The 25542-nt window shown below is 69.8% G+C and carries 26 protein-coding genes; 15 read left to right on the top strand and 11 right to left on the bottom strand.

The genetic code is table 11. From position 1 onward, the window contains the following. The first annotated feature begins 173 nt into the window (after nucleotides 1–173). The 4 genes from atpB to ychF all read left to right on the top strand — a co-directional run bounded on the left by atpB (nucleotide 174) and on the right by ychF (nucleotide 3420). Nucleotides 174–1220, top strand: coding sequence for a F0F1 ATP synthase subunit A (gene atpB, locus FL311_RS09910; RefSeq protein ID WP_141324689.1), 1047 nt, complete (start codon nucleotides 174–176; stop codon nucleotides 1218–1220). Between the two features lie 137 nt (nucleotides 1221–1357). After that, on the top strand, nucleotides 1358–1588 hold the full coding sequence (locus tag FL311_RS09905) for an ATP synthase F0 subunit C (RefSeq protein ID WP_141324688.1): 231 nt from the start codon (nucleotides 1358–1360) through the stop codon (nucleotides 1586–1588). A 125-nt stretch (nucleotides 1589–1713) separates the two neighbouring features. Beyond that, a complete protein-coding gene (gene atpF / locus FL311_RS09900) occupies nucleotides 1714–2265 on the top strand; it encodes a F0F1 ATP synthase subunit B (protein ID WP_046710604.1) in 552 nt (183 codons plus the stop codon). A 45-nt stretch (nucleotides 2266–2310) separates the two neighbouring features. After that, complete coding sequence (ychF, locus tag FL311_RS09895; RefSeq protein WP_141324687.1) at nucleotides 2311–3420, top strand: redox-regulated ATPase YchF; 1110 nt, start codon at nucleotides 2311–2313, stop codon at nucleotides 3418–3420. A gap of 99 nt (nucleotides 3421–3519) precedes the next feature. On the opposite strand, the gene FL311_RS09890 is transcribed toward ychF, so the two are convergent. The 3 genes from FL311_RS09890 to FL311_RS09880 all read right to left on the bottom strand — a co-directional run bounded on the left by FL311_RS09890 (nucleotide 3520) and on the right by FL311_RS09880 (nucleotide 5616). After that, nucleotides 3520–3816, bottom strand: coding sequence for a hypothetical protein (locus FL311_RS09890; RefSeq protein WP_074948531.1), 297 nt, complete (start codon nucleotides 3814–3816; stop codon nucleotides 3520–3522). 123 nt (nucleotides 3817–3939) lie between these two features. After that, a complete protein-coding gene (locus FL311_RS09885; protein WP_141324686.1) occupies nucleotides 3940–4311 on the bottom strand; it encodes a hypothetical protein in 372 nt (123 codons plus the stop codon). Nucleotides 4312–4320: 9 nt separating this feature from the next. Then, nucleotides 4321–5616: a citrate synthase gene (locus FL311_RS09880; RefSeq protein ID WP_141324685.1), complete on the bottom strand. Its 1296-nt coding sequence runs from the start codon at nucleotides 5614–5616 to the stop codon at nucleotides 4321–4323. Between the two features lie 109 nt (nucleotides 5617–5725). Between FL311_RS09880 and FL311_RS09875 the strand changes: the two genes are divergently transcribed. The 4 genes from FL311_RS09875 to FL311_RS09860 all read left to right on the top strand — a co-directional run bounded on the left by FL311_RS09875 (nucleotide 5726) and on the right by FL311_RS09860 (nucleotide 10079). Then, nucleotides 5726–6508: a class I SAM-dependent methyltransferase gene (locus FL311_RS09875; RefSeq protein ID WP_141324684.1), complete on the top strand. Its 783-nt coding sequence runs from the start codon at nucleotides 5726–5728 to the stop codon at nucleotides 6506–6508. A 106-nt stretch (nucleotides 6509–6614) separates the two neighbouring features. Then, nucleotides 6615–7118 carry a cupin domain-containing protein gene (locus tag FL311_RS09870; RefSeq protein WP_141324683.1) on the top strand — a complete coding sequence of 168 codons (504 nt, stop codon included), beginning with the start codon at nucleotides 6615–6617 and terminating at the stop codon, nucleotides 7116–7118. Between the two features lie 13 nt (nucleotides 7119–7131). Then, nucleotides 7132–7629: a hypothetical protein gene (locus FL311_RS09865; protein ID WP_141324682.1), complete on the top strand. Its 498-nt coding sequence runs from the start codon at nucleotides 7132–7134 to the stop codon at nucleotides 7627–7629. Between the two features lie 62 nt (nucleotides 7630–7691). Next, nucleotides 7692–10079, top strand: a complete 2388-nt coding sequence (locus tag FL311_RS09860) for a hypothetical protein (protein WP_141324681.1) — start codon at nucleotides 7692–7694, stop codon at nucleotides 10077–10079. A 65-nt stretch (nucleotides 10080–10144) separates the two neighbouring features. Here FL311_RS09860 and FL311_RS09855 read toward each other — a convergent pair whose 3' ends face one another. The 3 genes from FL311_RS09855 to FL311_RS09845 form a co-directional block, all read right to left on the bottom strand. After that, entirely contained in the window at nucleotides 10145–10939 is a 795-nt protein-coding gene (locus FL311_RS09855) for a TIGR00266 family protein (RefSeq protein ID WP_046710615.1), read from the bottom strand. 64 nt (nucleotides 10940–11003) lie between these two features. Further along, nucleotides 11004–11537: a hypothetical protein gene (locus FL311_RS09850; protein WP_141324680.1), complete on the bottom strand. Its 534-nt coding sequence runs from the start codon at nucleotides 11535–11537 to the stop codon at nucleotides 11004–11006. Between the two features lie 36 nt (nucleotides 11538–11573). Further along, on the bottom strand, nucleotides 11574–12020 hold the full coding sequence (locus FL311_RS09845; RefSeq protein WP_141324679.1) for a cytochrome c oxidase assembly factor Coa1 family protein: 447 nt from the start codon (nucleotides 12018–12020) through the stop codon (nucleotides 11574–11576). Nucleotides 12021–12122: 102 nt separating this feature from the next. Here FL311_RS09845 and FL311_RS09840 point away from each other — a divergent pair, with 102 nt between their 5' ends. From FL311_RS09840 to FL311_RS09820, 5 genes are all read left to right on the top strand, one after another. Then, a complete protein-coding gene (locus tag FL311_RS09840; protein WP_141324678.1) occupies nucleotides 12123–13340 on the top strand; it encodes a metallophosphoesterase in 1218 nt (405 codons plus the stop codon). 61 nt (nucleotides 13341–13401) lie between these two features. Next, on the top strand, nucleotides 13402–14214 hold the full coding sequence (locus tag FL311_RS09835; protein ID WP_141324677.1) for a Sir2 family NAD-dependent protein deacetylase: 813 nt from the start codon (nucleotides 13402–13404) through the stop codon (nucleotides 14212–14214). A gap of 161 nt (nucleotides 14215–14375) precedes the next feature. Next, the gene (locus tag FL311_RS09830; protein WP_141324676.1) at nucleotides 14376–15986 is read left to right on the top strand and encodes a DUF4419 domain-containing protein; all 1611 of its coding nucleotides are present in this window, start codon (nucleotides 14376–14378) and stop codon (nucleotides 15984–15986) included. Between the two features lie 220 nt (nucleotides 15987–16206). Then, nucleotides 16207–16671 carry a hypothetical protein gene (locus FL311_RS09825; protein ID WP_228556784.1) on the top strand — a complete coding sequence of 155 codons (465 nt, stop codon included), beginning with the start codon at nucleotides 16207–16209 and terminating at the stop codon, nucleotides 16669–16671. A 19-nt stretch (nucleotides 16672–16690) separates the two neighbouring features. Next, nucleotides 16691–17458: a DUF4157 domain-containing protein gene (locus FL311_RS09820; RefSeq protein ID WP_141324675.1), complete on the top strand. Its 768-nt coding sequence runs from the start codon at nucleotides 16691–16693 to the stop codon at nucleotides 17456–17458. Nucleotides 17459–17468: 10 nt separating this feature from the next. Here the strand turns inward: FL311_RS09820 and FL311_RS09815 are convergent, their stop codons facing one another. Continuing rightward, a complete protein-coding gene (locus tag FL311_RS09815) occupies nucleotides 17469–17768 on the bottom strand; it encodes a YiaA/YiaB family inner membrane protein (RefSeq protein WP_074948559.1) in 300 nt (99 codons plus the stop codon). Nucleotides 17769–17874: 106 nt separating this feature from the next. Here FL311_RS09815 and FL311_RS09810 point away from each other — a divergent pair, with 106 nt between their 5' ends. After that, nucleotides 17875–18750 (top strand): LysR family transcriptional regulator, encoded by an 876-nt coding sequence (locus FL311_RS09810; protein ID WP_141324674.1) that lies wholly within the window; start codon nucleotides 17875–17877, stop codon nucleotides 18748–18750. Nucleotides 18751–18834: 84 nt separating this feature from the next. Here the strand turns inward: FL311_RS09810 and FL311_RS09805 are convergent, their stop codons facing one another. After that, entirely contained in the window at nucleotides 18835–19521 is a 687-nt protein-coding gene (locus FL311_RS09805; protein ID WP_141324673.1) for a LysM peptidoglycan-binding domain-containing protein, read from the bottom strand. A gap of 232 nt (nucleotides 19522–19753) precedes the next feature. On the opposite strand from FL311_RS09805, the gene FL311_RS09800 reads away from it, so the two are divergent. Further along, nucleotides 19754–20857, top strand: coding sequence for a hypothetical protein (locus tag FL311_RS09800; protein ID WP_141324672.1), 1104 nt, complete (start codon nucleotides 19754–19756; stop codon nucleotides 20855–20857). A gap of 48 nt (nucleotides 20858–20905) precedes the next feature. Here FL311_RS09800 and FL311_RS09795 read toward each other — a convergent pair whose 3' ends face one another. The 3 genes from FL311_RS09795 to FL311_RS09785 all read right to left on the bottom strand — a co-directional run bounded on the left by FL311_RS09795 (nucleotide 20906) and on the right by FL311_RS09785 (nucleotide 25356). Continuing rightward, on the bottom strand, nucleotides 20906–22099 hold the full coding sequence (locus FL311_RS09795; protein ID WP_194869137.1) for a Dickkopf N-terminal cysteine-rich domain-containing protein: 1194 nt from the start codon (nucleotides 22097–22099) through the stop codon (nucleotides 20906–20908). A gap of 135 nt (nucleotides 22100–22234) precedes the next feature. Further along, nucleotides 22235–24052 carry an acyl-CoA dehydrogenase gene (locus FL311_RS09790; protein ID WP_141324670.1) on the bottom strand — a complete coding sequence of 606 codons (1818 nt, stop codon included), beginning with the start codon at nucleotides 24050–24052 and terminating at the stop codon, nucleotides 22235–22237. A 179-nt stretch (nucleotides 24053–24231) separates the two neighbouring features. Continuing rightward, nucleotides 24232–25356, bottom strand: coding sequence for a slipin family protein (locus tag FL311_RS09785; protein ID WP_141324669.1), 1125 nt, complete (start codon nucleotides 25354–25356; stop codon nucleotides 24232–24234). Between the last annotated feature and the right edge of the window lie 186 nt (nucleotides 25357–25542).

Here is a 25542-nt window from a genome sequence, read left to right as displayed (position 1 = left end):
GTGTTCGGCCTGAGGATGGTGGCGGTGGTGGCGGGGCTCTTGGGGATGGTGTCGCGAGGAATGCAGCCGGTGCCGTTCATCGCCGGCTTCTTCGGGGTCTACTTCGCGCTGCAATGGATTGAAGTCAGCTACGTGATGGCCGCGTCGAAAAGCGCGGCGGGCGGAGACGAGTGATGCGCAAGGCAATGGTGCTGTTCGCCAGTCTGTTCGTGGCCACCGCGTGGGCCGCCGGGTCGGAAGGCCACGGCGAGGGGCACGAGCCGAGTGTGCCGGAGTACATCCTCCACCACGTCTCGGACACGAACGACTTCGAGCTCGAGGTCCCGCTCAGCAAGCCCATCCACCTGGGCGCGATTCCGCCCATCCGCATCGGCAGCTGCGAGCCGGTGATGACGGACCACGGGCTGGTGGCCCCCTCCGGTTGGGACGGGCTCTTCAAGGGCTGCCTGGACCTGTCCATCACCAAGCACACGGTGATGATGTGGCTGGCGGCGCTGCTGCTGCTGGGCTCCATGCTGGTGTGGAGCAACCGCGACAAGACCAAGCTGGTGCCGCGCGGCGCGGGCGCCAACCTCATCGAGATGCTGGTCCTCTTCGTCCGGGACGAGATGGCCATCAAGAACATCGGCAAGGAGGACGGCCCGCGCTACGTGCCGTATCTCCTGACCGCGTTCTTCTTCATCCTCTTCATGAACCTCCTGGGCCTGGTGCCCTGGATGGCGACGGCGACGGGCAACCTGGCCGTGACGGCGGGTCTGGCCATCTGCACGTTCCTGGTGACGCAGGCGGCGGGCATCCGCGCGGCGGGCCTGGGCGGCTACCTGAAGCACCTGACGGGCGGCGTGCACTGGCTGCTCTGGCCCATCATGATTCCGGTGGAGATCCTGGGCCTGTTCACCAAGCCCTTCGCCCTCACGATGCGTCTGTTCGCCAACATGCTGGCGGGCCACATCGTCCTCTTCTTCCTCATCGGCCTCATCTTCATCCTGGGCCACCCCGCGGTCGCGGTGGTGAGCGTGCCGTTCGCGTTCGCCATCTACCTGCTGGAGCTGTTCGTGGCCTTCGTGCAGGCGTACGTGTTCACGCTGCTGTCGGCGCTGTTCATCGGCATGGCGGTGGCGACGGGCCACCACCACGACGAGCACGGCCACGCGGACGACCACGGCCACGGGCACTCGGAGCTTGGCCCCAGCCACGACCACGGCAAGGCGCACGCCTGAGACAAGTTAGCGGGGCGCTGGCAGTCGGGCGCTCCGGTCGGAGACCTGGCGATTCGAAAGGTCGCCAGAGGTAGTCCTGAAGGGCATCACGACCCCCCCACAAGCGGGTCCTTCGCTACGAAAAGAGAAGCACCGCCATGACCAACCTCGCTCTTGCCTTCCTCGCCGCCGGCCTCGGTGCCGGTCTCTCCATCATCGGCGCCGCCCTCGGCATCGGTAAGCTCGCCGCCGCCGCCATGGACGCGACGGGCCGTCAGCCCGCCGCCGGTGGCGACATCCGCACCACGATGATCATCGCCGCGGCCCTCATCGAAGGCGCCACGCTGTTCGCGCTGGTCGTTTGCGTGCTTCTGGCCACCAAGGCTTAAGGCCGCTTCGCAGCAAGCCTGGAACGCGCCGGCGCTCGCGACTTCGCGGGGGCCGGTGCTTCCCGGTGGTAGAACCCTCGAGACTTTCGCCGTCTGACTGACTCCCTCACGCCGGACACGCCGCCATGTTCCTGCCCTCCGTCCTCGCCGCCAGCAACCTCGTGAGCGTCCAGCCGGGCCTCATCTTCTGGACCCTCGTCACCTTCGTCATCGTCTTCTTCGTCCTGAAGTCGAAGGCGTGGGGCCCCATCCTCCAGCTGGTCGAGGAGCGTGAGAAGCAGATCTCCGCCGCCGTGGAGAGCGCCAAGCGTGAGCGCGCCGAGGCGGAGAAGCTCTTGGCCGACCAGAAGACGGCCATCGCCGAGGCCCGCCGCCAGGCCGCCGAGGAGACGCGCCGCAACCAGCAGGAGATGGAGAAGTTCCGCGAGGAGCTGATGGCCAAGAGCCGCAAGGAGGCGGAGGAGCTGAAGCTGTCCGCGCGTCGGGAGATCGACGAGCAGAAGACCAAGGCCATCGCCGAGGTGCGCTCCATGGCCGTGGACCTGGCGATGGAAGTGGCCGGCAAGCTCATCAACGAGCGCATGGACGACAGCAAGCACCGCGCGCTGGCCGAGCAGTTCGTGCAGGGCCTCCCCCTGAGCGGCACCGGCAACGCCGGCGTTCGCCGGTCGGCCTAGTTCGGGGAAGCGCGCCCACAGGCGCGCTTGTTCCAGGGAAACACCATGGCGCTATCCATCGGCATCGTCGGGCTGCCCAACGTGGGCAAGTCCACCCTGTTCAACGCGTTGTCGGCCGCGGGTGCGCAGGCGGCCAACTACCCGTTCTGCACCATCGAGCCCAACGTGGGCGTGGTGCCGGTGCCGGATGAGCGCCTGGACAAGCTTTCCGAGCTCATCAAGCCGCTGAAGAAGATCCCCACGTCGCTGGAGTTCGTGGACATCGCGGGCCTGGTGCGCGGCGCCTCCAAGGGCGAGGGCCTGGGCAACCAGTTCCTGGGCAACATCCGGCAGGTGGACGCGGTGCTGCACGTGCTGCGCTGCTTCGAGGACGACAACGTCACCCACGTCGAGGGCGGGGTGAATCCGGTGAGGGACCGGGACGTGGTCGACACGGAGCTGTGCCTGAAGGACCTGGAGACGGTGGACAAGCGCCGCGAGCGCACCCAGAAGAACACGAAGATGGGTGGCAAGGCGGGTGAGGAGGCCAAGGCGGAGATGGCGCTCCTGGACCGCGTGAAGGCGGGGCTGGATAACGGCGTCACGGTTCGCGCGCAGAAGCTGACGGAGGAGGAGAAGGCGGTCATCCACGACCTGTTCCTCCTGACGGACAAGCCGGTGCTGTACGTGGCGAACATCGGGGAAGGGGAGATTGGGAAGGAGGACGCCAACAAGCACGTCGCGGCGGTGAAGGAGATGGCCGCGAAGGAGGGCTTCGAGGTGGTGGTGTTGGCGGCGGCGCTGGAGTCGGAGATTCAGCAGCTGCCCGAGGCCGAGCGTCCGGGCTTCCTGGAGAGCGCGGGGCTGAAGGAGCCGGGTCTGCACAAGGTGGTGCGGGCGGGCTACAAGCTTCTGGGCCTGTGGACGTACTTCACGGTGGGCGAGCAGGAGTGCCGCGCGTGGACCATCCACCAGGGCTACAAGGCGCCGCAGGCGGCGGGCGTCATCCACTCGGACTTCGAGCGCGGCTTCATCAAGGCCGAGGTGATGCGCTGGGAGGACCTGGTGAAGCTGGGCAGTGAGTCCGCGGTGAAGGAGAAGGGGCTCCTGCGGATGGAAGGCAAGGAGTACGTCGTGCAGGACGGTGACTGCATGCACTTCCGCTTCAACGTGTGACGGTGGCGGCCCTGTGGAGCCGCGAGCCGGGAGTACCGCGCGGGCGCGTTCTGGAGGGCCTTGGGGCCGTCTGGGAGCGCCCGCGAGGCGTTTGTGGGGTCAGAGGGTGATGCGGGGGCCGCGCACGGCGGTGAAGACCCAGAGGCCCAGGCCGACGAGGGCGATGAGGGTGGTGAAGATGGCTGCTCGCCGGGCCTGGGGGGCGGTGTCCGTCTGGCGGGAGGCGTAGAGCCACATGCCGCCCACGCGGAGGACGAAGAAGAGGGTGATGAGGATGCCGCCGACCACGGCCCAGCCCGTGGGGCGGGACAGGAGCACGCCCCAGGAGGCGAGGAAGGCGATGTTGCCCAAGAGGGCGGCGACGGCGAAGCGCGGGTAGGTGCGTCGAGGGTCCACGGGGACAGTGTCTACCGTGGAGGCCTTCCGGCCAACCCGGGAGTGTGTGGGGTGGTCGGAAGGTGACATCGCCTGAGTCGGAGGACGCAACACCATGACATCAAAGACAATCAAATAGGGCGCTCAGCGTGTCTGGGTGGGGCTCGAGTAGTTCGGCCATTCACAGGACTGGAGCGTCCAATAGCTGCCATCCGTCATCTGGAAGATCGAGGCCACCTGATCCCCAACCAGGCAGAGCGCGACATCTTGGTAGATGACGCATTCGTTTGAGCAAAGTTCCACCTTGAAGAGTGGTGGATCGAGGCGGCAGGGACCCTTGGGGATTCCGCCCGAGGCACAGGGCTTCCCGCACCGGGTGATGACATGCTCGAGCTTGTCTCCGACGGAGACCATGCATCCGGCTCCATGTTGGGTGGGAATCGGCTCTTGTTTGGAGCAGGCCGCTATCGTCAGCGCTCCAGAAACCAGGAATGAGATGAGGGCGGAGGATTTCATGTGCCATCCCTACTTTCGCGACGACTCCGTCGATGCCACGTAGCGCGCCCTGGGACGCAGCAGGTGCCCCTGCTCACGTTGCTCCAGGATGTGCGCGACCCATCCTGTCATGCGCCCCACGGCGAACAAGGTGGCTGCGGCGCCGGGCGGGAGGCCCAGTGCTTCCGCGAGCATGACCAACCCCAGGTCTATCGTCGGCTCAGGGTGCCCGGCTTTGCGCATCGCATCGAGGACCGCCCTTGCCACGCGCACACTTTGCACTTCGGGCTTCACCTCTCTCGCCGCGTCCATGATGGGCGGAGATCTCGGGTCGCCGTCGGGATACAGCTGGTGCCCGAATCCTGGCACCGCGTCACCTCGACGCAGGCGCTCGTGCAACACCGCCGTCGCTCGCTCCGGCTTCCCCACTTCCGACAACAGCGCCTCCACCCTGTCGCAGGCTCCGCCGTGCCTCGGCCCTGACAACGCCGCCAGTGCCGCGCTCACGCAGGCATACAGGTCCGCTCCCGAGGACGCTGTCACCCGGGCCGTGAAAGTCGACACGTTCAGTTCGTGGTCCGCGCACAACACCAGGGCTCGATTGAGCAACTCCGGCGCTCGCTTCACCTGGGTGTCCCACGCGATGGCGAGCGACTCGGCCACTGTCGGCGCTGGCAGGGCTCGGACGACTCGCCCTGGTGCTTGTGCCACGCTCACCCAGCCCGCCAACTGTCGCAGCAGTCTTCGCGCCCGCGCCTTCTCCTGCTCCGGCGGCGCCGCGAAACGCCCCGCGTCCCTTGCAGCCAGCAACGGTACCAGGGCTGACAGCGCCGCCACCGGCGTCGTTCCTCGCGGCAACAGTCTCGCCAACTCGGAAGGCGGCAGCGAGGGCTCCTCGCTTGCCCAACGTGGGTCTTCCTCGGGCAGGGTCCCCGACCACAGCAACTCCGCCACGGACTCGAGGCTCCTCCCACTCGTCGCCAGTGCCACCGCGGAGTGCCCCCGGTACGCGAGCCCCTCCGCTCCCACCTGGGACACGGATGAGTCGATGACCGGCTCTCCCCACCTCAGTGCACCTGACGCCACCGCCGCGTGCCCCGCCCGCGCGTCGTGCCGGACCTTCAGCCGCTCCAGGTCCGAGCGCACATAACGGTTCTCCTTCGAGCCCGGCTCCGGCACGCAGCGCACGAGCCCTCGGCTCACGTAGGTGTAGAGCGTCGCCCGCTTCACTCCCAGGAGCGCCGCGGCCTCCACTGCTGTCACCAGCTCGTCCTCAGGTCGATGGACGAATCGAGATTGAGAGCGTCCACCCTTGCGTCTACTCATTCTCTCGCAACCTCCCGTCTCTCCATTCTCGACTCGACTCGATTCACTTGTCGATGTGAGTCTTTTCGCTCGCGCCCCCACTCGTGATTGCGCCGAGAGGAGCACCGTCATGCCTGCTGTCGTCGACTTCGGACGCACGTCCTCCGACTACTCGAGACACCGCCAGGGCTTCCCGGACGCCTTCTTCTCCCGCCTCGCTCGTGAAGGCGTGCTGCGCACTGGCTTGCGCGCCGTCGACGTCGGCTCCGGCACCGGCACTGTGGCTCGGGGGCTCGCCCGCCATGGCTGCGCTGTCACCGCGACCGATATCTCGGCGAACATGCTCTCGGCGGCCTGTCAGCTCGCCTCGGACGCGGCGCTCTCGATGGACTTCCGTGAGGCCCCCGCCGAAGCCACGGGGCTCCCCGCCAGTGCCTTCGACCTCGTGACCGCTGGACAGTGCTGGCACTGGTTCGACCGCCCCGCAGCGGCTCGCGAGGCACTGCGCCTGCTCGTCCCTGGTGGTCGGCTCATCATCGCCCACCTCGACTGGCTTCCACTGCCTGGCAATGTCGTCGAGGCCACCGAGGCGCTCATGAGCGCCTTCAATCCCGACCCTCCCGACCACGCACGCTTCGGCTGTGGCGTGGGACTCTATCCCCAGTGGCTCCGCGACGTCACCGACGCTGGCTTCACGCCCCTGGAGACTTTCTCCTTCGATGTGCTCTTGCCCTACACCCACGAGTCCTGGCGTGGTCGCTGCCGCGCCAGCGCCCTGGTCGCCGCGACCCTGCCTCCCGACGACGTGGAGCGCTTCGACGCCGCCCACGCTCGTCTCCTCGCCGAGAGCTTTCCACAGGACACGCTCGACATCCCTCACCGCGTCTTCGCGCTCCTCGCCACGCGTCCTTGAGAGGGCCCGTCAATTCCTCCGTCTTCCTCGCCGCGCATCCCTGTTTCATCCCCACGGTGCTTGCGCCTCGGGCGCCGCACCCTCCCGAACCCACGGAGCACATCCCATGCCCTCCCATCCCCACGTCATCCACGAGCCGGACCTCCCGTGGACCGAAGTCACTCAAGGCCCTCGTGTGGCCTACCGTCGCAAGCAGCTCGGTGCCGCCGCGAAGGGACAGAAGCTCGGCTGCAGCCTCATGGAGCTCGCGCCGGGCAAGCATGCCTTCCCGCTCCACTTCCACCTGGCCAACGAGGAGGCCTACCTCATCCTCTCCGGCACCGGCCTGCTGCGCCTCGGTGACTCGACGCTCCCCGTGAAGGCCGGTGACTACGTGGCCCTGCCCCCGGGCGCACAGTCCGCGCACCAGCTCCTCAACGACGGCACCGAGACGCTCCGCTACCTCGCGTTCTCCACCATGGTGGAGCCGGACGTCATGGTGTACCCGGACTCGAAGAAGCTCTGCGTCACCGCGGGCTCCGCCCCCGGCGGCGACAAGGCCTCTCGAACGCTGTTCACCGTCCTGCCCCTCTCCGCCGAAGTGGACTACTGGAGCGGCGAGGAGCGATAGGCTCCGCGCCCTCATGTCCTCCCTGCTCGACACCCTCGCCAAGGAGCGCCTCCTCAAGGACCGCGATGCCGCCGCCGAACTCGTGCGCCCCGGCGAGCCACCCCACGTCTCCCTGCTGCGCCTGTGCGACGCAGGGCTCCTCCAAGGTGGCCTCTCCGTCGCCTACGGCGTCCGCGCCGACGAACTCATGGGCCCCCTCACCACCGCCATGGGCGGCCCCGCTCGCAACCTCAAGGTCGTCGACGTCCGCGAGCGCCCCGTCCTCGAGCTGCACGTCCAGGTCGGCGACGTGACCGAGAAGTGGGAGGTCGACGACCTCTCCGTCCTCGTCCACAACCTCAACGACCTCTACCGGGACGCCCCCGACGCCCGCGCCATCGCCGAGCTGGGCGAGTGGGAGGACGCGCTCCAGCTCTGGTGTGTCGACAAGCGCACCCTGCAACGCTTCGCGCGGCAGCCCTTCTTCGCCCCTCGGAACGCCCGGGACTTGCGTTCCCGCACGGGGGAGTGAGGTGCGGGAGGAGCTGTCACGCTCTCGCGATAATCCCGGGTTCTGGGGCAGCATGGGGGGACATGCGTCTCGTGTCCTGCCTCCCGCTGCTGTTGCTGTGGTCCTCGGCCGCCCTGGCCGAGCCTGACTCGTTCGGTCTGGGCGACGCGCTCAACGGCGCGCTCAGCGTCACCACCGCCAACACCGTCATCAACACCGCGACGCCCCTGGCGCTCGGCTCGGCGCGCGGGGACAGGTCGCTCGCGGTGACGTCCTCTGCAGCGCCTCCCGTGGGCGGCCTGGTGATGGTGCACCAGACGATGGGCTTCCCGGCGAGCACCCCCTCGGGCAGCACCGGCCAGACGAGTCCCGGTGGCGTGGGTCGCTGGGAGTTCGCGCGCGTGTCCCGGGTGACGATTGGCAGTCCCACCGTGCTCGAGCTCTCCGCGCCGCTCGTGAATCCCTACACCGCGCCCGGCGCGCAGGTCGTCACGGTGCCCGAGTACTCCCGCGTCACCGTGTCCTCCTCGGGCTCGCTCGTCGCGCGGCCCTGGGATGGGAGCTCCGGGGGCATCGTGGCCTTCCTCTCCACGGGCGCGGTGAGCCTCGAGGGCAACATCTCCGCCGACGGCGCGGGCTTCCGTGGAGGCGCCGCCATCAACAACATCTCGAGGTCCGGCTGCGCAGGAAACGACCTCGCTCCGTCCCAGGGCGGCACCTTCAAGGGCGAGGGCGTGGTGGTGCAGCGCTACGGCACGGCCTCCGGACGCGGCAACCTGGTGAACGCGGGCGGCGGCGGTATCTGCCACAACTCGGGTGGCGGCGGTGGCGGACACCGGGGCTTCGGTGGAACGGGCGGACGCTCCTCCTCCACGCTCGACAACTCGCGTGACGTGGGTGGCCTGGGCGGCACGTTGATGGAGTACTCCATCGTCGACGCCTTCCTCTTCGGCGGCGGTGGCGGCGCGGGCGAGGGTGACAACACCGTGGCGACCGGAGGTGGCGCGGGCGGCGGCGCGGTGTTCTTCCGGAGCGCCTCCCTCTCTGGAAGCGGGAGCATCACCGCCAACGGTCAGGCCGCGCTCTCGGTGACAGGGGAGGATGGTGCGGGCGGCGGCGGCGCGGGTGGCTCGGTCATCGTGAGGACCTCGGGCACGCTGGCGTGCAAGGTCGCGGTGCTCGGCGGGCGCGGGGGCGATGTGCGCGGCACGACCTCCCAGTTCGGACCGGGCGGTGGCGGCGCGGGCGGCTCCTTGCTGCTCCATGGCTCGTCGGTCTCGTGTGACATGGGGAGCTCGGGAGGCGCCGCGGGGGTGACGTCCACGGTGGGGGCGCATGGCCCCACGCACGGCGCGGGGGTCGGCGGCGGAGGTGACGCGAAGCTGTACACGTTTGCGTACGCCACGCCGACCAGGCCGGTCATCACCGCGCCCACCCAGAATCAGACCAACGTCTCCGAGCGTCCCCGCATCACGGGCCTCGCGGACCCGGGCATGCGCATCGTCATCTACGTGGATGGCGTGGAGGTGGCCCAGGTGACCTCGGGGGCCAGTGGTGACTTCTCCGCCGCGGTGGGCGATGGGCATCCGCCCCTGTCCTCGGGAGGCCACTCCGTCACGGCCATCGCCGACTCGCTGGGCGCGTACAGCAAGCCCGCGGACCTGGTGGCCTTCAATGTCTCGGGGCCGGATGCGGGCGCCATTCCCCAGCCCATCATCGTCGTGCCCGAGGAGGGCGAAGTGGTGGGGCCCACCCCTTACATCGCGGGCGTGGCGCCCAACGCGAGCACGGTGGGCCTGTACGTGGATGACCGCGAGGAGGTCATCGTCTCCGCGGACGCGTTCGGTCGCTTCCGCTACCAGATTCCCGACGACGCGCCGCTCGGGCCCGGCCCCCACCGCGTCAACGCGCACGGGCATGCCGCGAACAACCAGGACTACGGACCGGACTCGCCCAACACCGTCTTCGAGGTGGTGGAGGATGTCGACGGCGGAACGACGCCGCCTGATTCGGGAACGCCGGACGCGGGTTCTCCGGACGCGGGCTCGCCGGGCACAGGGGACGGAGGCTCCGTGTTCTCGGGTGACACGCCGGTGCTCGTGGTGCCCGCGGAAGGCGAGGTCGTCGACCCGACGCCCTTGTTCGCGGGTGTGGCTCGGCCTGGTGCCTCCGTGTCGCTCGACGTGGACGGGACTCGCGTGGCCACCGTCACCGCTGACTCGACGGGCGCGTTCCGGCACTCGGTGCCCACTGACAGCGCGTTGGCTTCGGGGGAGCATGCCGTGTCGGCGTACATGCTCAATGGCGAGTCCGGGACGCCGGGCCCCCGGTCCGCGGACACGGGGTTCAAGGTGCGTGGACCCATGGCGCTGGACGTGGGCTGCGGCGGTTGCGGCGCATCGCCCGTGGGCGCGGGGGCGTGGGTGCTGCTCGTGGGCGGGTTGGCGCTCCTGCGCCGTCGGCGCAGCTAGCACTCGAAGGGGGGCGTAGGGCGGAGGCCTCACGGACCTCCGCCGCCGCTGGAGACTTCCGTCCCTCAGTCGTCGCCGAGCAGCGAGCCCAGGCCGACGTTGCCGAGCACGCTGCCCTCGTCCCGCGCACCCCCCGGGCGCGCGGCGGAGAGGATGCGGCCCGCGAGCCGGCTGAAGGGCAGCGACTGGAGCCACACCTTGCCCGGGCCCCGCAGCGTGGCGAAGAACAGGCCCTCGCCGCCGAAGAAGGCCGTCTTGATGCCGCTCACCATCTGGATGTCGTAGTCCACCGTCGGCTGGAACGCGACGATACAGCCGGTGTCCACGCGCAGCACCTCGCCCGGGCCCAGCGTGCGCTCGCGCAGCGTGCCACCCGCGTGGATGAACGCGAGCCCGTCACCCTGCAGCCGCTGCATGATGAAGCCCTCGCCGCCGAACAGGCCCGTGCCCAGCTTCTTCTGGAACGCGATGCCCAGCGACACGCCCTTCGCCGCCGCGAGGAAGCTGTCCTTCTGCGCAATCAGCTCGCCGCCGAGCTCACCCAGGTTCACCGGGATGATCTTCCCGGGGTAGGGCGCCGCGAAGGCCACCTTGCGCTTGCCGCCGCCCCGGTTGAGGAAGACGGTGGTGAACAGCGACTCGCCCGTCAGCAGCCGCTTGCCCGCGCCGAGCAGCGAGCCCAGGAAGCCGCTCTTCTTCTCCGAGCCGTCACCGAAGATGGTCTCCATCTCGATGCCGTCCTCCATGTACATGAGGGTGCCGGCCTCGGCCACCGCCGCTTCCTGCGGGTCCAGCTCCACCTCGACGAACTGCAGGTCATCGCCGTAGATGTGGAAGTCGACCTCGTGCATCTGCGCCATGGGATTGCTCCGTCGAAAAGGGTCGGCGCACCATAGCCGCCCCCTCGCGGGGCTCAACCCATGTCTACTGCGCGAGCACGATGGAGAGCGCGGTGACCAGCCCGGCGTCGTCCTCGGCCAGTGCGGGAGGAATGGACAGCGTCACGGCATTGTCCAACCTGCCGCCGCACGTGCGCCAGCCGGTGTAGAGGTCCTTGCTCTTGCTCTTGGTGACCAGCTCGTAGCTGCATCGGCCGATGTTCCCGGCGATCTGGTCAGGGCTCACCCGGAAGTTGGAGAGCTGGCCGCCGAACGTCCCCACGGCCTCGAGCATATCCCCGTCCTCCGTCACCTTCAGGTCCACCGGCCCCTGGCCATAGATGCCCTTCACGGTGTCGTCCTCCACCTGGAGGTTCACCGGTCGGCCGAAGGCCCGGCCGCGCACGGCGTCATCGCCGAAGTAGAGCTGGAGCTGAGGCCCCGAGAGGTTGTCCTCCGTGACGCGGAGGCTCACGGCGCGCTCCCGCGTCCGCAGGTCGAGGTACTGGTCCGGGGAGTTCGCCGCCAGCACGGGAGCGCTGGCGAGCAGGCCGAGGGCGAGGAAGCGCGAGGGTTTCATGTCCTTGAACCTACGCAGCCCGTGGCGTGGGTGTGCTCAGTCCGCTGGCAGGGCGGGCGTGCTGCCTCCGGCGGGAAGCTCCACGGAATCTTCTCCCTCCGGACGCAGCACCAGCCTGCGCAGCGTCCATGTCTCCGAGGTGTAGACCACCTGGGCCTCCAGCACGCCGCGCCCCTTGGGGCCCTGCACGGTGAGGTCGAAGTCCACCTGTCCTCCCCGGCGGTCGGTGGCGTCATGGGAGCGCAGCGTGATGAAGCTGCTCGTCAGGGGCGCGCCCAGCCGCTCGGTGGCGAGCGGGCTGGCCTCCGCGGTGCGCAGCGCGAGCCGGTGCACGTCGTCCCGGCGCAGCGCCTGTTCGATGTCCTGGAAGAGCGAGCGCGACACCCAGGCCACCCCCGCGGCGAAGCAGCCGAGCCCACCGAGGACGAGCGCGGCCGCCACCATCCAGCTCTGCCAGGGACTGTCCACGCGGCGCGAAGGCATTCGGGTCTCCGGGAGCCCCACACTAACGGGCGGGCGCGCGGGTTGCCGGGCAGGCGACACGGGCGGCCATTATGCTCCGCGCTCGCACCGGAGGTGCTGGACGTGGCGGAGCAGTCTCGAGCGGTGGAGCAGGCGTCACGACAGCGCCGCGCGGGCCCTGGGCGGGTGCTGCGCTGGCTGATGTCCCTGGGCGGCATCCTCGCGCTGATGGGCGGGCTGCACGCGTACCTGGCGGTGCGCCTGTTCGTGAGCCCTGCATGGCCCTCGCCCTGGGGGGTGCTGGGCGTGGTGCTGATGGTGCTGCTCTTCGTGTCGATTCCGGCCGGCCTGTTCGCGGGGCGGGGAGAGCCCTCGGCGGCCCAGCGCGTGTTGCAGTGGACGTCGTTCCTGTGGCTGGGGAGCTTCGGCATCCTGCTCAGCGCCGTGGTGGTGGCGGACCTCGTGGGCGCGGTGCTGGGGTGGACGGGTGTGGTGCCGGACGCGCTGGTGCTCGCGCGCGGCAAGGCGCTCGTGGTGGGCGCGGTGACGGTGCCCGCGGTGCTCCATGCGTTCGTGACGGCGCGGGGGCGCGCGACGGTGGAGCGGGTGACGGTGCCGATGACGGGGCTCGGGCCGGGGCTCGATGGCCTGCGGGTGGTTCAGATTTCAGATGTCCACGTGGGGCCCACGCTGGATGGCAAATGGCTGCGGCGCGTGGTGGAGCAGGTGAACGCGCTGAAGCCGGACATCATCGCGGTGACGGGGGACCTGGTCGATGGACACGTGGAGGCGCTGCGCGATGAGGTGAGCCCCCTGGCGGAGCTGCGCGCGTCGCTCGGCGTGTTCTACGTGACGGGCAATCACGAGTACTACCACGGAGGTCCCGCCTGGGAGGCGGAGGTGGCGCGGCTGGGGCTCACCGTGCTGCGCAACTCGCACCGCGTGGTGGCGCGCGACGGCGCTCGGCTGGTCGTCGCGGGCGTGACGGACCACGACGCGGGACACATCATCCCGGCGCACGCGAGCCGTCCCTCCGTGGCGCTCGCGAATGCTCCCGAGGGCGTGCCGGTGGTGCTGCTGGCGCATCAGCCCCGCTCGGCGCTGCACGTGGCGCGCGACGGCGTGCGCGTGGACCTGCAGCTGTCCGGACACACGCATGGCGGGCAGGTGTTCCCGTTCATGTTCTTCATCAAGCTGCAGCAACCCGTGGTGCGGGGGCTCGCGACCATCGCCGGCGTGCGCGTGTACACGCATCGGGGCACGGGGTACTGGGGCCCGCCCTTGCGCCTGGGGCCGTCGCCCGAAATCGCCGAGCTGACGCTGGTGCCGGCCACGGCGTGAACGGGGCCGGGCGTGTCATGCTCGGCGACGTGCCAGCGTCGAGCCGTGGGGAGGTGTTCACATGACGTCTTCGGGATTCGAGGCGCTCCTCGAGGCCGTGCGCGGACCGGCCTCGGTGAATGTCCTGGTCCTCACCGGCGCGGGCATCAGCCTGGCCAGTGGCATTCCGACGTTCCGGGGCACGGACCCGGGCGCGGTCTGGTCCAACGAGGTGATGGAGAAGGGGACGCACGCGTTCTTCCAGCGCGCGCCGCACGAGTCCTGGAAGATGTACCTCCAGCGCTTCGAGCTGGCGCGGGCCGCGAAGCCGAACGCGGCGCACCGGGCGCTCGTGGCGTGGGAGACGTGGCAGGAGGCGCAGGGGCGCGGCTTCGCCGTCGTCACCCAGAACGTGGACTCGCTGCACGAGGACGCCGGGAGCCGGCAGCTCGTGAAGGTGCACGGGAGCCTGCGATTGGCGCGCTGCTCCGCCCAGGGTTGTGAGCTGGGGGCGCCTCGCGGCACGGTGCCGATGGCGTCGGTGGACTTCTCGGCGTTCCACGCGAACCCGAGCCCGGAGACGGTGCCTCGCTGCCCTCGCTGCGACAGCCGCCTGCGGCCCCACGTGCTCTGGTTCGATGAGAACTACACGGAGCACGACACCTACGAAATCGAGCGGACGCTCATCCTGGCGCGACAGAGCCGCGTGATTGTCTTCGTCGGGACGTCCTTCTCCGTGGGAGTGACGGAGCTTGTCTATCGGCGGGGCCGGAAGCTGGACGCGCGGATGTTCAGCATCGACCCCTCGAACGTGTCGCTGGACCGGGGCATCGAGCCGGTGACAGCCCGCGCGGAGGAGGCCCTGCCCGAGCTGGTTCGCGCGCTCCAGTCCTGAGTCATCCCAGCACCTCCGGGCACCCTTGCGGCCCGGAGGTGCTGCTGTAGGTCGAACCGAGGCACGCCGCCGCACCTGTCAGGTCGCTGAGAAACCCCTCGTCGGGTGGCGTCCGCCGTCGGGCGGCTTGAGTTCACACGACATGACGAGGGAGCGTAACCGTGACGACCTTCGCAGTGGACGCTGTCGAGGAAGCAAGGACTCCGGTGGACACCGTCCCGCTCGGGACGCTGGTGGGGAAGACGCACTGGATGGCGCCGGGTGCGGACACCCCGGTGATGGACCCCCAGGGCATCCACCCGCTGCTCGCCGCGGTGCATCAGGCCTTCGCCGAGCACCGGCCCCTGGTGCTCTCTCCGGACGTGGTGTGGCTCACGCTGGCGCAGGGCGTGGCCCAGCACATCCGGCTGAACGCCGAGCGGCTCCGGGAGCGCTTCGTCCGTCACGAGGGGCGCCGGAACCTCAAGGTCGTGGTGGACGCGGTGCCTCGGACGGACGAGGACTTCCTCGCCATCCTGGAGGACTTCCGGGGACAGCTCCGCGAGGCGATGGGACCGGGCCTCCCCCGCCTGATGTCGTGTGACTTCTCCACCAGCACCGACATCGAGCGCATGGCTGGCGACGTCGTCCTGATGGATGCGATGTCGCCTTACTTCGACTTCACGTTGGCCATCCGGTGCGGCATCCCTCGGGTCACCTTGCTGGGCACGCCCGAGGACTGGCGGGCCATTCGTCGCCGCATCGACGTCATCGCCGAGCTGGACCTGGCTTGGTGGACGTCCTCGCTCATCCCCATCGCGGACGAGCTGGTGCGCGCCTCGGAGGGGCAGCCGGACCGTCAGCTCTGGACGGAGCTCTACAAGCCCGCGGCCGCGTATGGCTGGGACCGCATGGCGGGCTGGGTGATGCGGCTGTTCCCCTACATCGGCCAGTCCGGGAGCTTCGACCAGCGAAACCCGCTGCTCGCGCAGTCCCACGCGGAGTTCCTGAAGTCGCGGGACGCGGCCTTGGACGACTTCGATGTGCCGGGCGTCGCGCTGCACTGGGTGCCCGCGGGCTTGTCGTGTGTGCCATTGCGCGTCCAGGACGAGCCGATGAACTGGCGGGAGACGTGGTCCCTGGAGGCGGGCGTGCTCGCGGTGACGGTGGCGGCCGACGGGGCCCTCATGCCTCGCGCGGGCGTCATGGTCCGCTCGGGGGGCGCCTCGGTGGACCTGCTCATCGAGCGGCTCGTCGCGGAGCACTCCGTCGTCCGGGCCACCCAGCCGAGCACGTACCGGGGCCTCGCGGAGCTCAACGCGCTCTATGACCACCTGGCCAGCGCCACGCTCTTCCCGGGGACACGGCCCTGGCGCGTGCGGCCCACCGCCGAGCATGTCGAGGTCCACATCCCCCTCGAGGGCGACGAATTCACGCCGGTGCGCTGCGTGGCGGACCTGCCGGACGGGACGGTGCTCGCGCTGCGCTCCTGCAGTGGCCGGCGCCCCTCCTGCTTCGTCCGGCTGCGCGCGGATGCGCTCGAGCCGATGGTGCTGGCACCCGGCGTGACGGCCGCGGAGACGGTGATGTTGGACTGCGAGACGCTGCGCACCCCCCTGCGCTCCCGCCAGCGGGCCACCGACATCCCCGTCGTGGGGACCTCGCTGACAGCGCTGCTCCTCCAGGCGCTGGACCAGGGCGGCGCCACCGAGCTGCCCGCCTCGGGCTCGCTCGCTGATCAGCTGGAGGCCTGGGAGAACCCCGGGGCCCGACGGCGACCGTCGTCTCCCTGACACTGTGTTGCGAGGGGTTGGGTTGAAAGAGACCCACTGAACGGATGGCATATCCCACGGGCCTGTGACGGGGCTCGTGGGATGTGGCATGGCTGCCTGGAGCAAGAGCGGACTAATCGGATAATTGAAGTGAAATTTGATATTTCCGCTATTGCTGGCTACAGTCCGATGCGTGCCCCCCTCCACGATTGCCCAGCCCCGGCTGCTCGAGTCCGTTTCCGTGCCTCGCTTGAGGGAGGTGGGCGTCCTGGGCGTGTCCGGGGCGCGACGTGCCCTGAAGGGCTCGGGTGGGCCGACGGTGATGGTGGTCTCCGAGTCGCCGTTCTCGCGGCTGCTGATGGGGCGGGAGCTGGCGCCGTCCTTCGGGTTGATCCACGCGCAGGGCGTGGCGTCGGCGGGGCGCAGGCTGGAGATGGGGACGGTGCCGGCGGCGGTGGTGGTGGACCTGGACTCGGAGCCTCGCGCCGTGTCGCACGCGTTCCTGGCGCGGCTGGTGGAGAAGGACTTCCAGGGTCCGCGGGTGCTGGTGTCGGCGCGCTTCTGTCCGGAGCTGGCGGAGGCGTTCAGCGGCTCGTGCCTGACGCACTTCGCGCTCGCGCGGCCGTGGCGTCCGGGGATGCTGCGCTCGCTGGTGGAATCGGTGCTGGGGCAGCGCGCGCCGCTTCGCGTCGCCGCGGGACGCTGAGGGACTCGTCGTGAGTCGGATGTCTGGGATTCCCGCCCGTCTGGCGGACGCGGGGTGGGGTCTGCTCACAGGTGCATTGAGCGCCGTGCGCGGCCTGGTGCTGGGGCTGGTGGTGGTGCTCTCGGGTGTGGCGCGAGGGCTCGTCGCGCTCGTCCTGGGGCGTTGGCGCGAGGGGTGGTTCCAACTGCGGCGGGGATTGGTGCGCGTGGCGCAGCTGCCGGTGGACCTGGTGCTGATGCTGGCCGGGCGGATGGTCAGCGCGGTGCAGGTGTTGCTGGGCCTGGAGCCGGTGGGGCGTCGGCTCACGGGCTTCGAGGTGGCGCTGCTGCGGCCCGTGTTCGGCACGAGCCTGGACTACGCGGCGGTGCGGGTGAAGGAGGGAGGGATGGGCGTGCTGGGGATTCCCGGGCGGGCCTTCGTGCATGGGGACACCGTGTTCATCCCGCCGAGGAGCGGGCCCACGGACGCGGCGCTGCTGGCGCATGAGCTGACGCACGTGTGGCAACACCAGCACGGTGGCACGGCGTACTTGAGCGCCGCGCTCGCCGCGCAGTTCTGGGGAGACGGGTACGACTGGCGCAAGGGCGTGCACGCGGGGCTGCGCTGGGAGGAGCTCAATCCCAAGCAGCAGGCGCAGCTCGTCGAGGACGCCACCGTGGCGGGCCTGGTCCATCCGGGCCAGGCAGCGCTGTCCCAACGGATTCGATTGAAGGGATGGACCGAGGCCGCGCTGCCGGTGCTCGATGAGGCCCTCGCGAGCCTGCGGGCAGGACGGGGCGCGCCGTAGGTCGCTCAGGCTACAGCTTCGGAGGCGCGATGGGGTCGTGCTCGGAGAGCATCTTCGCCACGCGCGCCTCGTCCAGACGGGCGCCGAGCTGCTCCATCTCGTGCTGGTCGCGCACCGTCTTCGACAAGCTGAACGCGGAGCCCACGCTGAACAGCAGCCCCATGGCCATGAAGGACTTCACCCACGTGTCCACCGGCAGGTGCCAGATGCCGATGGCGGTGACTCCCACGGAGAGGGCGAAGGAAAGCCAGGTCTGGATGACCCAGGCGGAGCTGTGCGCGACGACGACCTTGGGCGTGGAACGGGACATGGTTTCTCCTCGGGAGCGAGCCTTGGCTCGCTGATGGGGAAAACATGCCGCGTCCCATCGCAAAGTGCATGGAACTAATCGATGCGTGATTGATAACCTGGAGTGTATGATTCAGCTCCAGCGCCTCGAGGGCTTCTACCGCGTGGCCCGCGCCGAAGGCTACGCGCGAGCCGTCCGCTCATTCCCGTACCCCATCACCCAGCCCGGCATCCACCAGCAGGTCAAGCGACTGGAGTCCGAGGTGGGCGTGGCGCTCTTCGAGCGCGTGGGCAAGGACCGCGTGGTGCTCACCCCCGAGGGCCGCGCGCTGTACTCACACGTCGCGCCGTTCCTGGAGGGGCTCGACGCCGTGGTGCAGTCGCTGCGCAAGGGCGAGGTGGGCGGCACATTGCGCATCCACGCCTCCGGCCACGTGCTGCGCCACCTGCTGCCCGCGTGGCTGCGGCGACTGCAGGCCCGCCGCCCGGACATCGAGGTCGTCCTGCACGAGTCCAAGGTGCCCGCCGTGGACATCCTCTCCGCGGGTGACACGGACCTGGTGGTGGACCACCTCCCGGAGGTACCCGAGGACGTGGAGGCCCGCGTCGTGGGTCACACCGCGCCCTTCCTGGTGCTGCCCTCGAATCATCCCCAGGCGAAGAGCCGACGCGTGCGGCTGGACCTGCTCCGGGACGACGCCTTCATCGCTTACAGCACGGACAAGTACCTGCGTGAACTCCAGCTGGCGGAGCTGGCGCGCGCGGGAGTGCGGCCCCGGCGGCTGCACGCGGCGGACTCGTCAGAGACCATCCTCGGCTTCGTCTCGGCGGGGCTGGGCTATTCGCTGCTCGCCTCGCTGCTGCCAGGAGGTCCTCGCGAAGCGGGCGTGGTGGCGAGGCCGCTGCCGGGCGCACCCTCGGTCGCGATTCAGGCCGCGTGGCGGCGGTCCTCCGCGCGCAGCCCGCTCATCCAGGCCGCGCTCACGCTCGCGCCGAAGCCTTGAGGTGCCCCTGACGTGCGACGGGGCCTCGCTTCCGCGCGTGGCGGAGGCGAAGCCCCGTGGGTACTGCGAAGGCTCGGTGTGGGCTCAGCCCTGGTACTGGTGCACCGACATGATGGGGTAGTTCATGCTGCTGATGGTGATGCGCTGCGAGCCGTCTGGGTTGACGTTGTTGGAGCCGATGAACATCGGCTTGCCGTTCTCCCAGCCGGCGAACATCACCACGTGCTGGCCGCTGCCCACCTTCATGGAGACCACGTCGCCGGGCTTGGCGTCCTGGAGCGACACGCGCTTGAAGTTCGGGTCCCGGTCCAGCTTGGCCTGCAGACCCATCACGCTGTTGTCGTGCTGCGCATCGGAAATCTGGCCCGCCTGCTCCAGACACGCGGAGACGAAGTTGGCGCAGTTGACGTTGTTGGGGACCCAGTCCTCCATGTCCGCGCCAACTCCGCTGCCCTCGAGCTTCAGCGAGCCCGCGTTCTTGTTCAGGTGTGAACGCGCGATGTCGAACGGGCTGCCACCGGGGCCCTTGGTGCCCTCGCCCGTCGTCATGTTGGCCGGGTAGTTCGTCGTGCCGCCCGTGAGGTTCGGGCCCGAGCGCGACGGCGCCGAATCGAAGCCATCCTTGGCGCCGGGGATGTTGAGCGTGTCCCCCGTGTAGATGAGGTCCACGTCCTTGATTTGGGGGTTCGCCTTCTGCAGGGCGTCCACGGTGGTGCCGTGGCGAAGCGCGAGCGCGGACAGGGTGTCGCCAGACTGGATGCGGTAGCTCATGAGCGAAGGGCTCCGAATGGGGGGCGGTGACGCGCGAGGGAGGTCGCGTACAACTTGCCCCTATTCTCGGAAGCCAAGAGCCCGAGTTGCGTGGGTGCGGGCCCAATTCCACTGATCTGTCGATCACCCCGACGTAGGTCGCGCACTTGCGCGAGCGCGGCTCACGGAGGGTGTGACCTCGGCTCCCTGCGTCATCCACCAAAGGTCCTTGAACAGGTGGAGCGGTCCGCGCATGGTGGCCGGCGTGAGCACCCCCATCCCCCATCCCGATTTCGCGGCCGAGCGGTTCACCCGCTGCCCGGACGCCCGCTTCGAACCCGCGCCCGCGGACGGCGTGCTGCCGGAGGGTTTCTTCACCACCACCAACCTGCCCACCTACGTGCGGGTCGACGGCGCGTGGCGCATGCCGCGCGAGCCGCGCATGGACGGCGCGCTGGTGCTGGATGCGCAGGGCGAGTTGTGGATTCGCGAGGGGCGCCGCGTGAAGGCGGGCGAGCGCGTGGTGGTGGGCCACGCGGAGGACGGCTCCGAGGGCGTGTACGTGAACATGGCCTACCTCGGCGGAGGCGGGGAGGGCGAGTTCAAGTTCATGACGAGCGAGGTGTCTCGCGAGAAGCCCATCGACTACGCGCAGATGGCGCGGGTGCTGGTGGAGGAGCGCGAGCGCGGCGGCTACCCCATCTGGGTGACGGGGCCGGCGCTGGTGCACTCGCGGGCGCGCGCGGACATGACGTGGTTCATCGCCAACGGCTTCGTGGGCGCGCTGCTCGCGGGCAACGCGGTGGCGGTGCACGACATCGAGGCGTCCATCTTCGGTACCACGCTGGGCATGAGCGGCACGGGCGAGGCCACCAGCGGAGGCCACGGCCTGCACATGCGCGCCATCAACAAGGTGCGCGCGGCGGGCTCCATCGCCAAGGCGGTGGAGGCGGGCGTCATCACCAACGGCATCATGCACGCGTGCGTGGTGCACAAGGTGCCCTTCGTCCTCACCGGCTCCATCCGGGATGACGGCCCGCTGCCGGACGTGGTGACGGACAACGTGGGCGGTCAGGACGCCATGCGCCAGCACGCGAAGAAGGCCACCATGGCGGTGCTGGTGGCCACCGCGCTGCACGCCATCGCCACCGGCAACATGCTGCCCGCGTTCGTCACGGAGAAGGACGGCTCGCTGCGCGAGCTGGCCACCATCTGCGTGGACTCGTCCGAGTTCGTCGTCAGCAAGCTGAAGGACCGGGGCACGCACCAGGCCTTCGGCGTGGTGACCAACGCCCAGGACTTCATGCACATCCTGCGGCTGTACGTGGAGCGCGAGCTGTCCGCCCGAAAGGCCTGATTCGCACGTGGGCCCGGGCTCGAGCGCCGGAGCCCACGCGCGGGGGCCTCACTGACAGGACGAGGCCTCGGCGCCGACGCAGCGGCCGCCCACGCAGCTGTTGTCGAAGTCGCACAGGCCCAGCGTGGGGCCGCAACGCTCTCCCTCGTGGACGATGGGCAGGCAGCGCGACATGCCGCCTTCGAGGCAGGCGTAGCCCCTGGGGCAGAAGCGGCTCACGTTGTCGCACGCGTCGTCGGGACCCGAGGCCTTCACGCAGATGCCCCAGACCCCCGCCTCGGGACGGGCGTCCTTGCACCACAGCCCCTCCTGGCACTCGGTGTCCAGACGGCACTCCTGCCGCTCGGCGCGGCGGGGACGGCACAGCCCGGGGTTGGACGGGTCCGCGTCGCAGAAGAGCTCGCGCTGGCACACGGTCACCAGGAACACGGAGTTCACGTCGTAGGGGGGCGCGTTGCACAGGTGGCCCTCCTTCACGTGCGGCGCGCAGCGGTTGCCATTGCACACCAGCGAAGGGCCGCAGGGGTAGTAGCCCACGTCCTCGCAGACGTCCCCCTCCGCGCCCACGGGCCGACAGGTCCGGTAGCCATTCCAGTCGCACCAGAGCCCCTGGGCGCAGGGCAGCGAAAAGCTCGTGCCGTCGGAGCGCTGGCGCACGCACGAGACGTTCTCCTCCAGGGGCTTCATGCAGGTCCGGGTCGAGCCCTCGAACACGAGCCCGGGCGCGCACTGCCAGGGCTGGGAGACGGCCTGTCCCTCCGCGCCTCGCGGCGTGCACGTCCCCTCGCAGGCGTTCTGCGAGGTGTGGCCGCAGTAGGCCTCCGAGCCGCAGTCCAGGTTCATCCCGCACCCGCTCGCGGAGCCCTGCTGGACGAACAGCTGACAGGCCGGCTCGTACTCGATGCCGTACTGCCACGCGGCGTCGGACAGGGCGGGCTCGGAACAGCTCCTGCCCCGGAGCGCGTCCAGACAGCGCCGGGCCGCGGCCCCGTCGAAGCGCAGCCGACCGGACTCCAGTGAGTCCTCGTACCGCGTCCCCAACCCCAGGGACTGGGGCCGGTTCCACTGGCGCATGTCGTCCTCGCACGCGCTCGCCCGGACGTACTCACCACACCGCTGGGCCCGCGCGCAGAGCGCCTGGACGACCTGGGTGCCGAAGTCCTCCATCGACACGTCCTCGTCGCCGCCACACGCCCACAGCCCCAGCAGCATCACCCCGAGTACCGCTCGCCAGTCGCGCATCGCTCGCCTGCCCATCCGTGATGGGGCCCGGCCCAGGAGGCCCCGCCTTCGACATACGGACCGAATCCATACTTCAGGCTGTGCCGGCGCCGCACCCCCTGGTCGAGGTGCGGCAGATGGGCGACGGCTCGCGACTCAGTACGACTCCTCGGGGACCTCCATGAGGTCCAGCGTGCCGGACTCCACCATGCGCGCGGCGTGGGCGAGGCCCGGGAGGACTTCCGCGCAGTACCAGCGCGCGCTGGCCAGCTTGCCCACGTAGAAGGCGCGGTCACCGGGGTTGGACTTCATCCGCTCCAGCGCGACGCCCGCGTGGCGCACCAGGAGCCAGCCGATGACCACCTCCGCCACGCCCGCCAGCACGCGGTTGCCCTGCAGGCCCACGTGGTAGACGGACTCGCCCAGCTTGCCCATCAGCGTGCCGAGCATCAGCTCCAAATCCCCCAGCGCCTTGCCCAGCGCGGCGCGCTCCGCCTGGAGCTCCTTGCCGCCCAGCTCGCCCTCGGCCGTCTCGCGCACCTGCCCGAGCAGCGCCTGCAGCGTCGCGCCGCCGTCGCGCGCCACCTTGCGCATGAGCAGGTCCAGCGCCTGGATGTGCGTGGTGCCCTCGTAGAGCGTGTCGATCTTCTGGTCCCGGATGTACTGCTCCACCGGGTAGTCCGTCAGGTAGCCGGAGCCGCCGTGCACCTGGAGGCTCAGCGCGAGCAGCTCGTACGCCTTCTCCGAGCAGTAGCCCTTCACCAGCGGCAGCAGCATGTCGTTGAGCGCGTCCATCTCCCCGGCCTCGGTGGCGCGGTGGCCGCCCTTGAGCTCCACGCCGTCCTGCACGGAGGCGGTGTAGAGGCACAAAGCGCGCATCCCTTCCGCGAACGCCTTCTGGGTCATCAGCATGCGCCGCACGTCCGGGTGGCGGAAGATGGGCACGCGCGGCGCCGTCTTGTCGCGCGCCTGCAAGAGGTCCGCGCCCTGGAGCCGGTCCTTGGAGAACGCCAGCGCGCGCTGGTAGCCCGCCGACAGCGTGGCCATGGACTTCACGCCCACCGCCATGCGCGCCTGCTCGATGATGTAGAACATCTGGCGCATGCCGTCGTGGACCTCGCCCAGCAGCAGGCCGCGCGAGGGCTTGCCGTCGCCGAACGTCAGCTCGCACGTGACGGAGCCCTTCAGGCCCATCTTCTTCTCGAGCTTGGTGCACACGACACCGTTGTGCTCACCCAGGCTGCCGTCCTCGTTCACCCAGTACTTGGGGACGACGAACAGCGACAGGCCCTTGGTGCCCGGGGGACCGCCTTCCGGGCGCGCCAGCACCATGTGGATGACGTTCTCGGACATGTCCGAGTCGCCGTTGGTGATGAAGCGCTTGACGCCTTCAATCTCCCAGACGTCGCCGCCCACCGGGCGCGCCTTGGTGCGCGCGGCGCCCACGTCGCTGCCGGCGTCGGGCTCGGTGAGCACCATGGTGCCGCTCCAGCGCTTGTCCAGCATGTGCGGCAGGAAGCGCTGCTTCTGCGCGTCCGTGCCCAGCCGGTCGATGATTCGCGCGAGCAGGTTGCCCAGCGTGTAGAAGGCGAGCGAGGCGTTGGCGCCCACCATCAGCTCGAACGCGGCCCATCCCAGGGACGGCGGCGCGCCCAGTCCGCCCAGGTGCGGCGGCTGCTCCAGGAGGTGCATGCCCGCGTCGAAGAACGCCCCCATGGACTTCTTCAGCCCTGGGGGCAGCGTCACCACGCCGTTCTCCAGCTTGGGCGGGTTGTGCTCCGCCTCGTCGAACGACGGCGCCAGCTCGTTCGCGCACAGCACGGAGAACGTCTGGAGCATCTGCCGGGCGGACGTCTCGTCCAGGTCGCCGAAGGGCGCGCGCCCCAGCGACGTTCGGCCGATGTCGAGGAACTCGAAGAGGTTGAACTCGATATCGCGCAGGTTGGGGACGTAGTGGTTGGCGGACGACGACATCTCAAGCTCCTCACGAGGACGAAAGGCCCACGAGGGTAGCCGAGATTGATTTTCGAGTCAGCCGAAGGCGCCCGCACCGCACCCATGGTGCATGACGCATGGGGCCGTGATGCACGAAGGGCCCCCGGGGAACCGGCCCCAGAGGCCCTTCGTCACGACAGGCTCACGTGCGGGTGTGCTCAGCCCTTGAGCTGGAGCGACGGCACGGCGCCCTCGCCGAGGACCAGGTGGACCTGGCCCACCTTGGCGGCGAGGTCCTTGTAGGCCTCCAGCTCCTTGAGGCGCACGAGCAGCGGGTTCTCGGCGAGCACCTTGGCCGTCTGGGCGAGCGAGCGCGTGGCGGCGGTCTCCTCGCGGCGGGTGATGACGTTGGCCTCGGCCTCCTTCTGGGCCTGGATGACGCGGTTGAGCAGCTCCTTCATCTCGCCGGGCAGCACGACGTCCTTGATGCCGAAGCGCAACAGCTCCAGGCCCACCGACTCGGCGCGCTCCTTCACCTGGGCGAAGAGGTTGTCGGCCAGGGCCTCGCGGGAGGCGAGCAGCTCGTCGAGCGTGCGGGTGGCCACGGCCTCGCGGGCGGCCAGCTGCATGGCGAGGTAGAGGATGTCATCCGGCGCGCGGGCGACGACGGCGAGCCGGCGCGCGTCCGCGACGCGGAAGGCGGTGGACAGGTTGAGGCGCAGCGTGACGCGGTCCTGCGTCATGACCTCCTGGCCGGTGACGTGGAGCAGCCGCTCGCGCAGGTCGATGACGGCCAGCTGCACCTTGTGGGCGACGGTCCACGCGGCGTGGCGGCCCGCGGGCAGCACGGCGTCGAGCGTGCCGTCCACGTAGCGCAGCGTCACCGAGCCCTCCGTGGCCGTGGCCTCCACGTAGTCGCTCGCGGGGACGATGGCGCGCACGTCGTCGCGCAGGGGCGTGGTGGAGACGCCGGTGGTGTCCACGCGCTCCACGCGCACGGCGGGCGTGGGCGGCGTCAGGGCGCGCGCGGGGACGTGCTCCACGGTCCACACCTGGTGCTGGCCGCGGCCGAGCCACTTCAGGGGGCGGCCCCGGTGGTAGAGGATGGCGCGCTCGTCGGCGCCCAGGTCGACGACCTGCAGGTCCGAGGGCGGCACGAGCGCGAGCAGCTCCGCGTCCAGGTTGGCCAGGGGCAGGCCCGTGGCGACGCGGACGATGCGCACGTTGCGGAAGGGGTAGGTGAGCCGGTAGCGGCCCGGCACGAGGTAGCGCGTCGGCACCTCGTCGACGAGGACGAACGCCCGCTCGTGCTGCACGACATCCACACGCATGAAGAAGCTCATCGCGCACCTCCTTTCCCCCAGAGGGGGAGTGTTGAGACCGGGGCGCGAGGTGGCGCGAGAGGCGCGCGTCCCGGGGACTGCGAGAAAAGTGAAGGCTCCCGCCTTCGCGGGAGGAGAGCGCCGACTGCGTGCCCGGGCCCCATCGACGCATCCCGCGCTCGCGGGCCGGACCGGGCGCGGACGACG

Origin of the sequence: Myxococcus sp. AB025B (assembly GCF_006518215.1) — a bacterium.
Taxonomy (GTDB): domain Bacteria; phylum Myxococcota; class Myxococcia; order Myxococcales; family Myxococcaceae; genus Myxococcus; species Myxococcus fulvus.
Note: the sequence above shows the minus strand (reverse complement) of the source record. Positions and strands in the feature narration are given on the sequence as shown.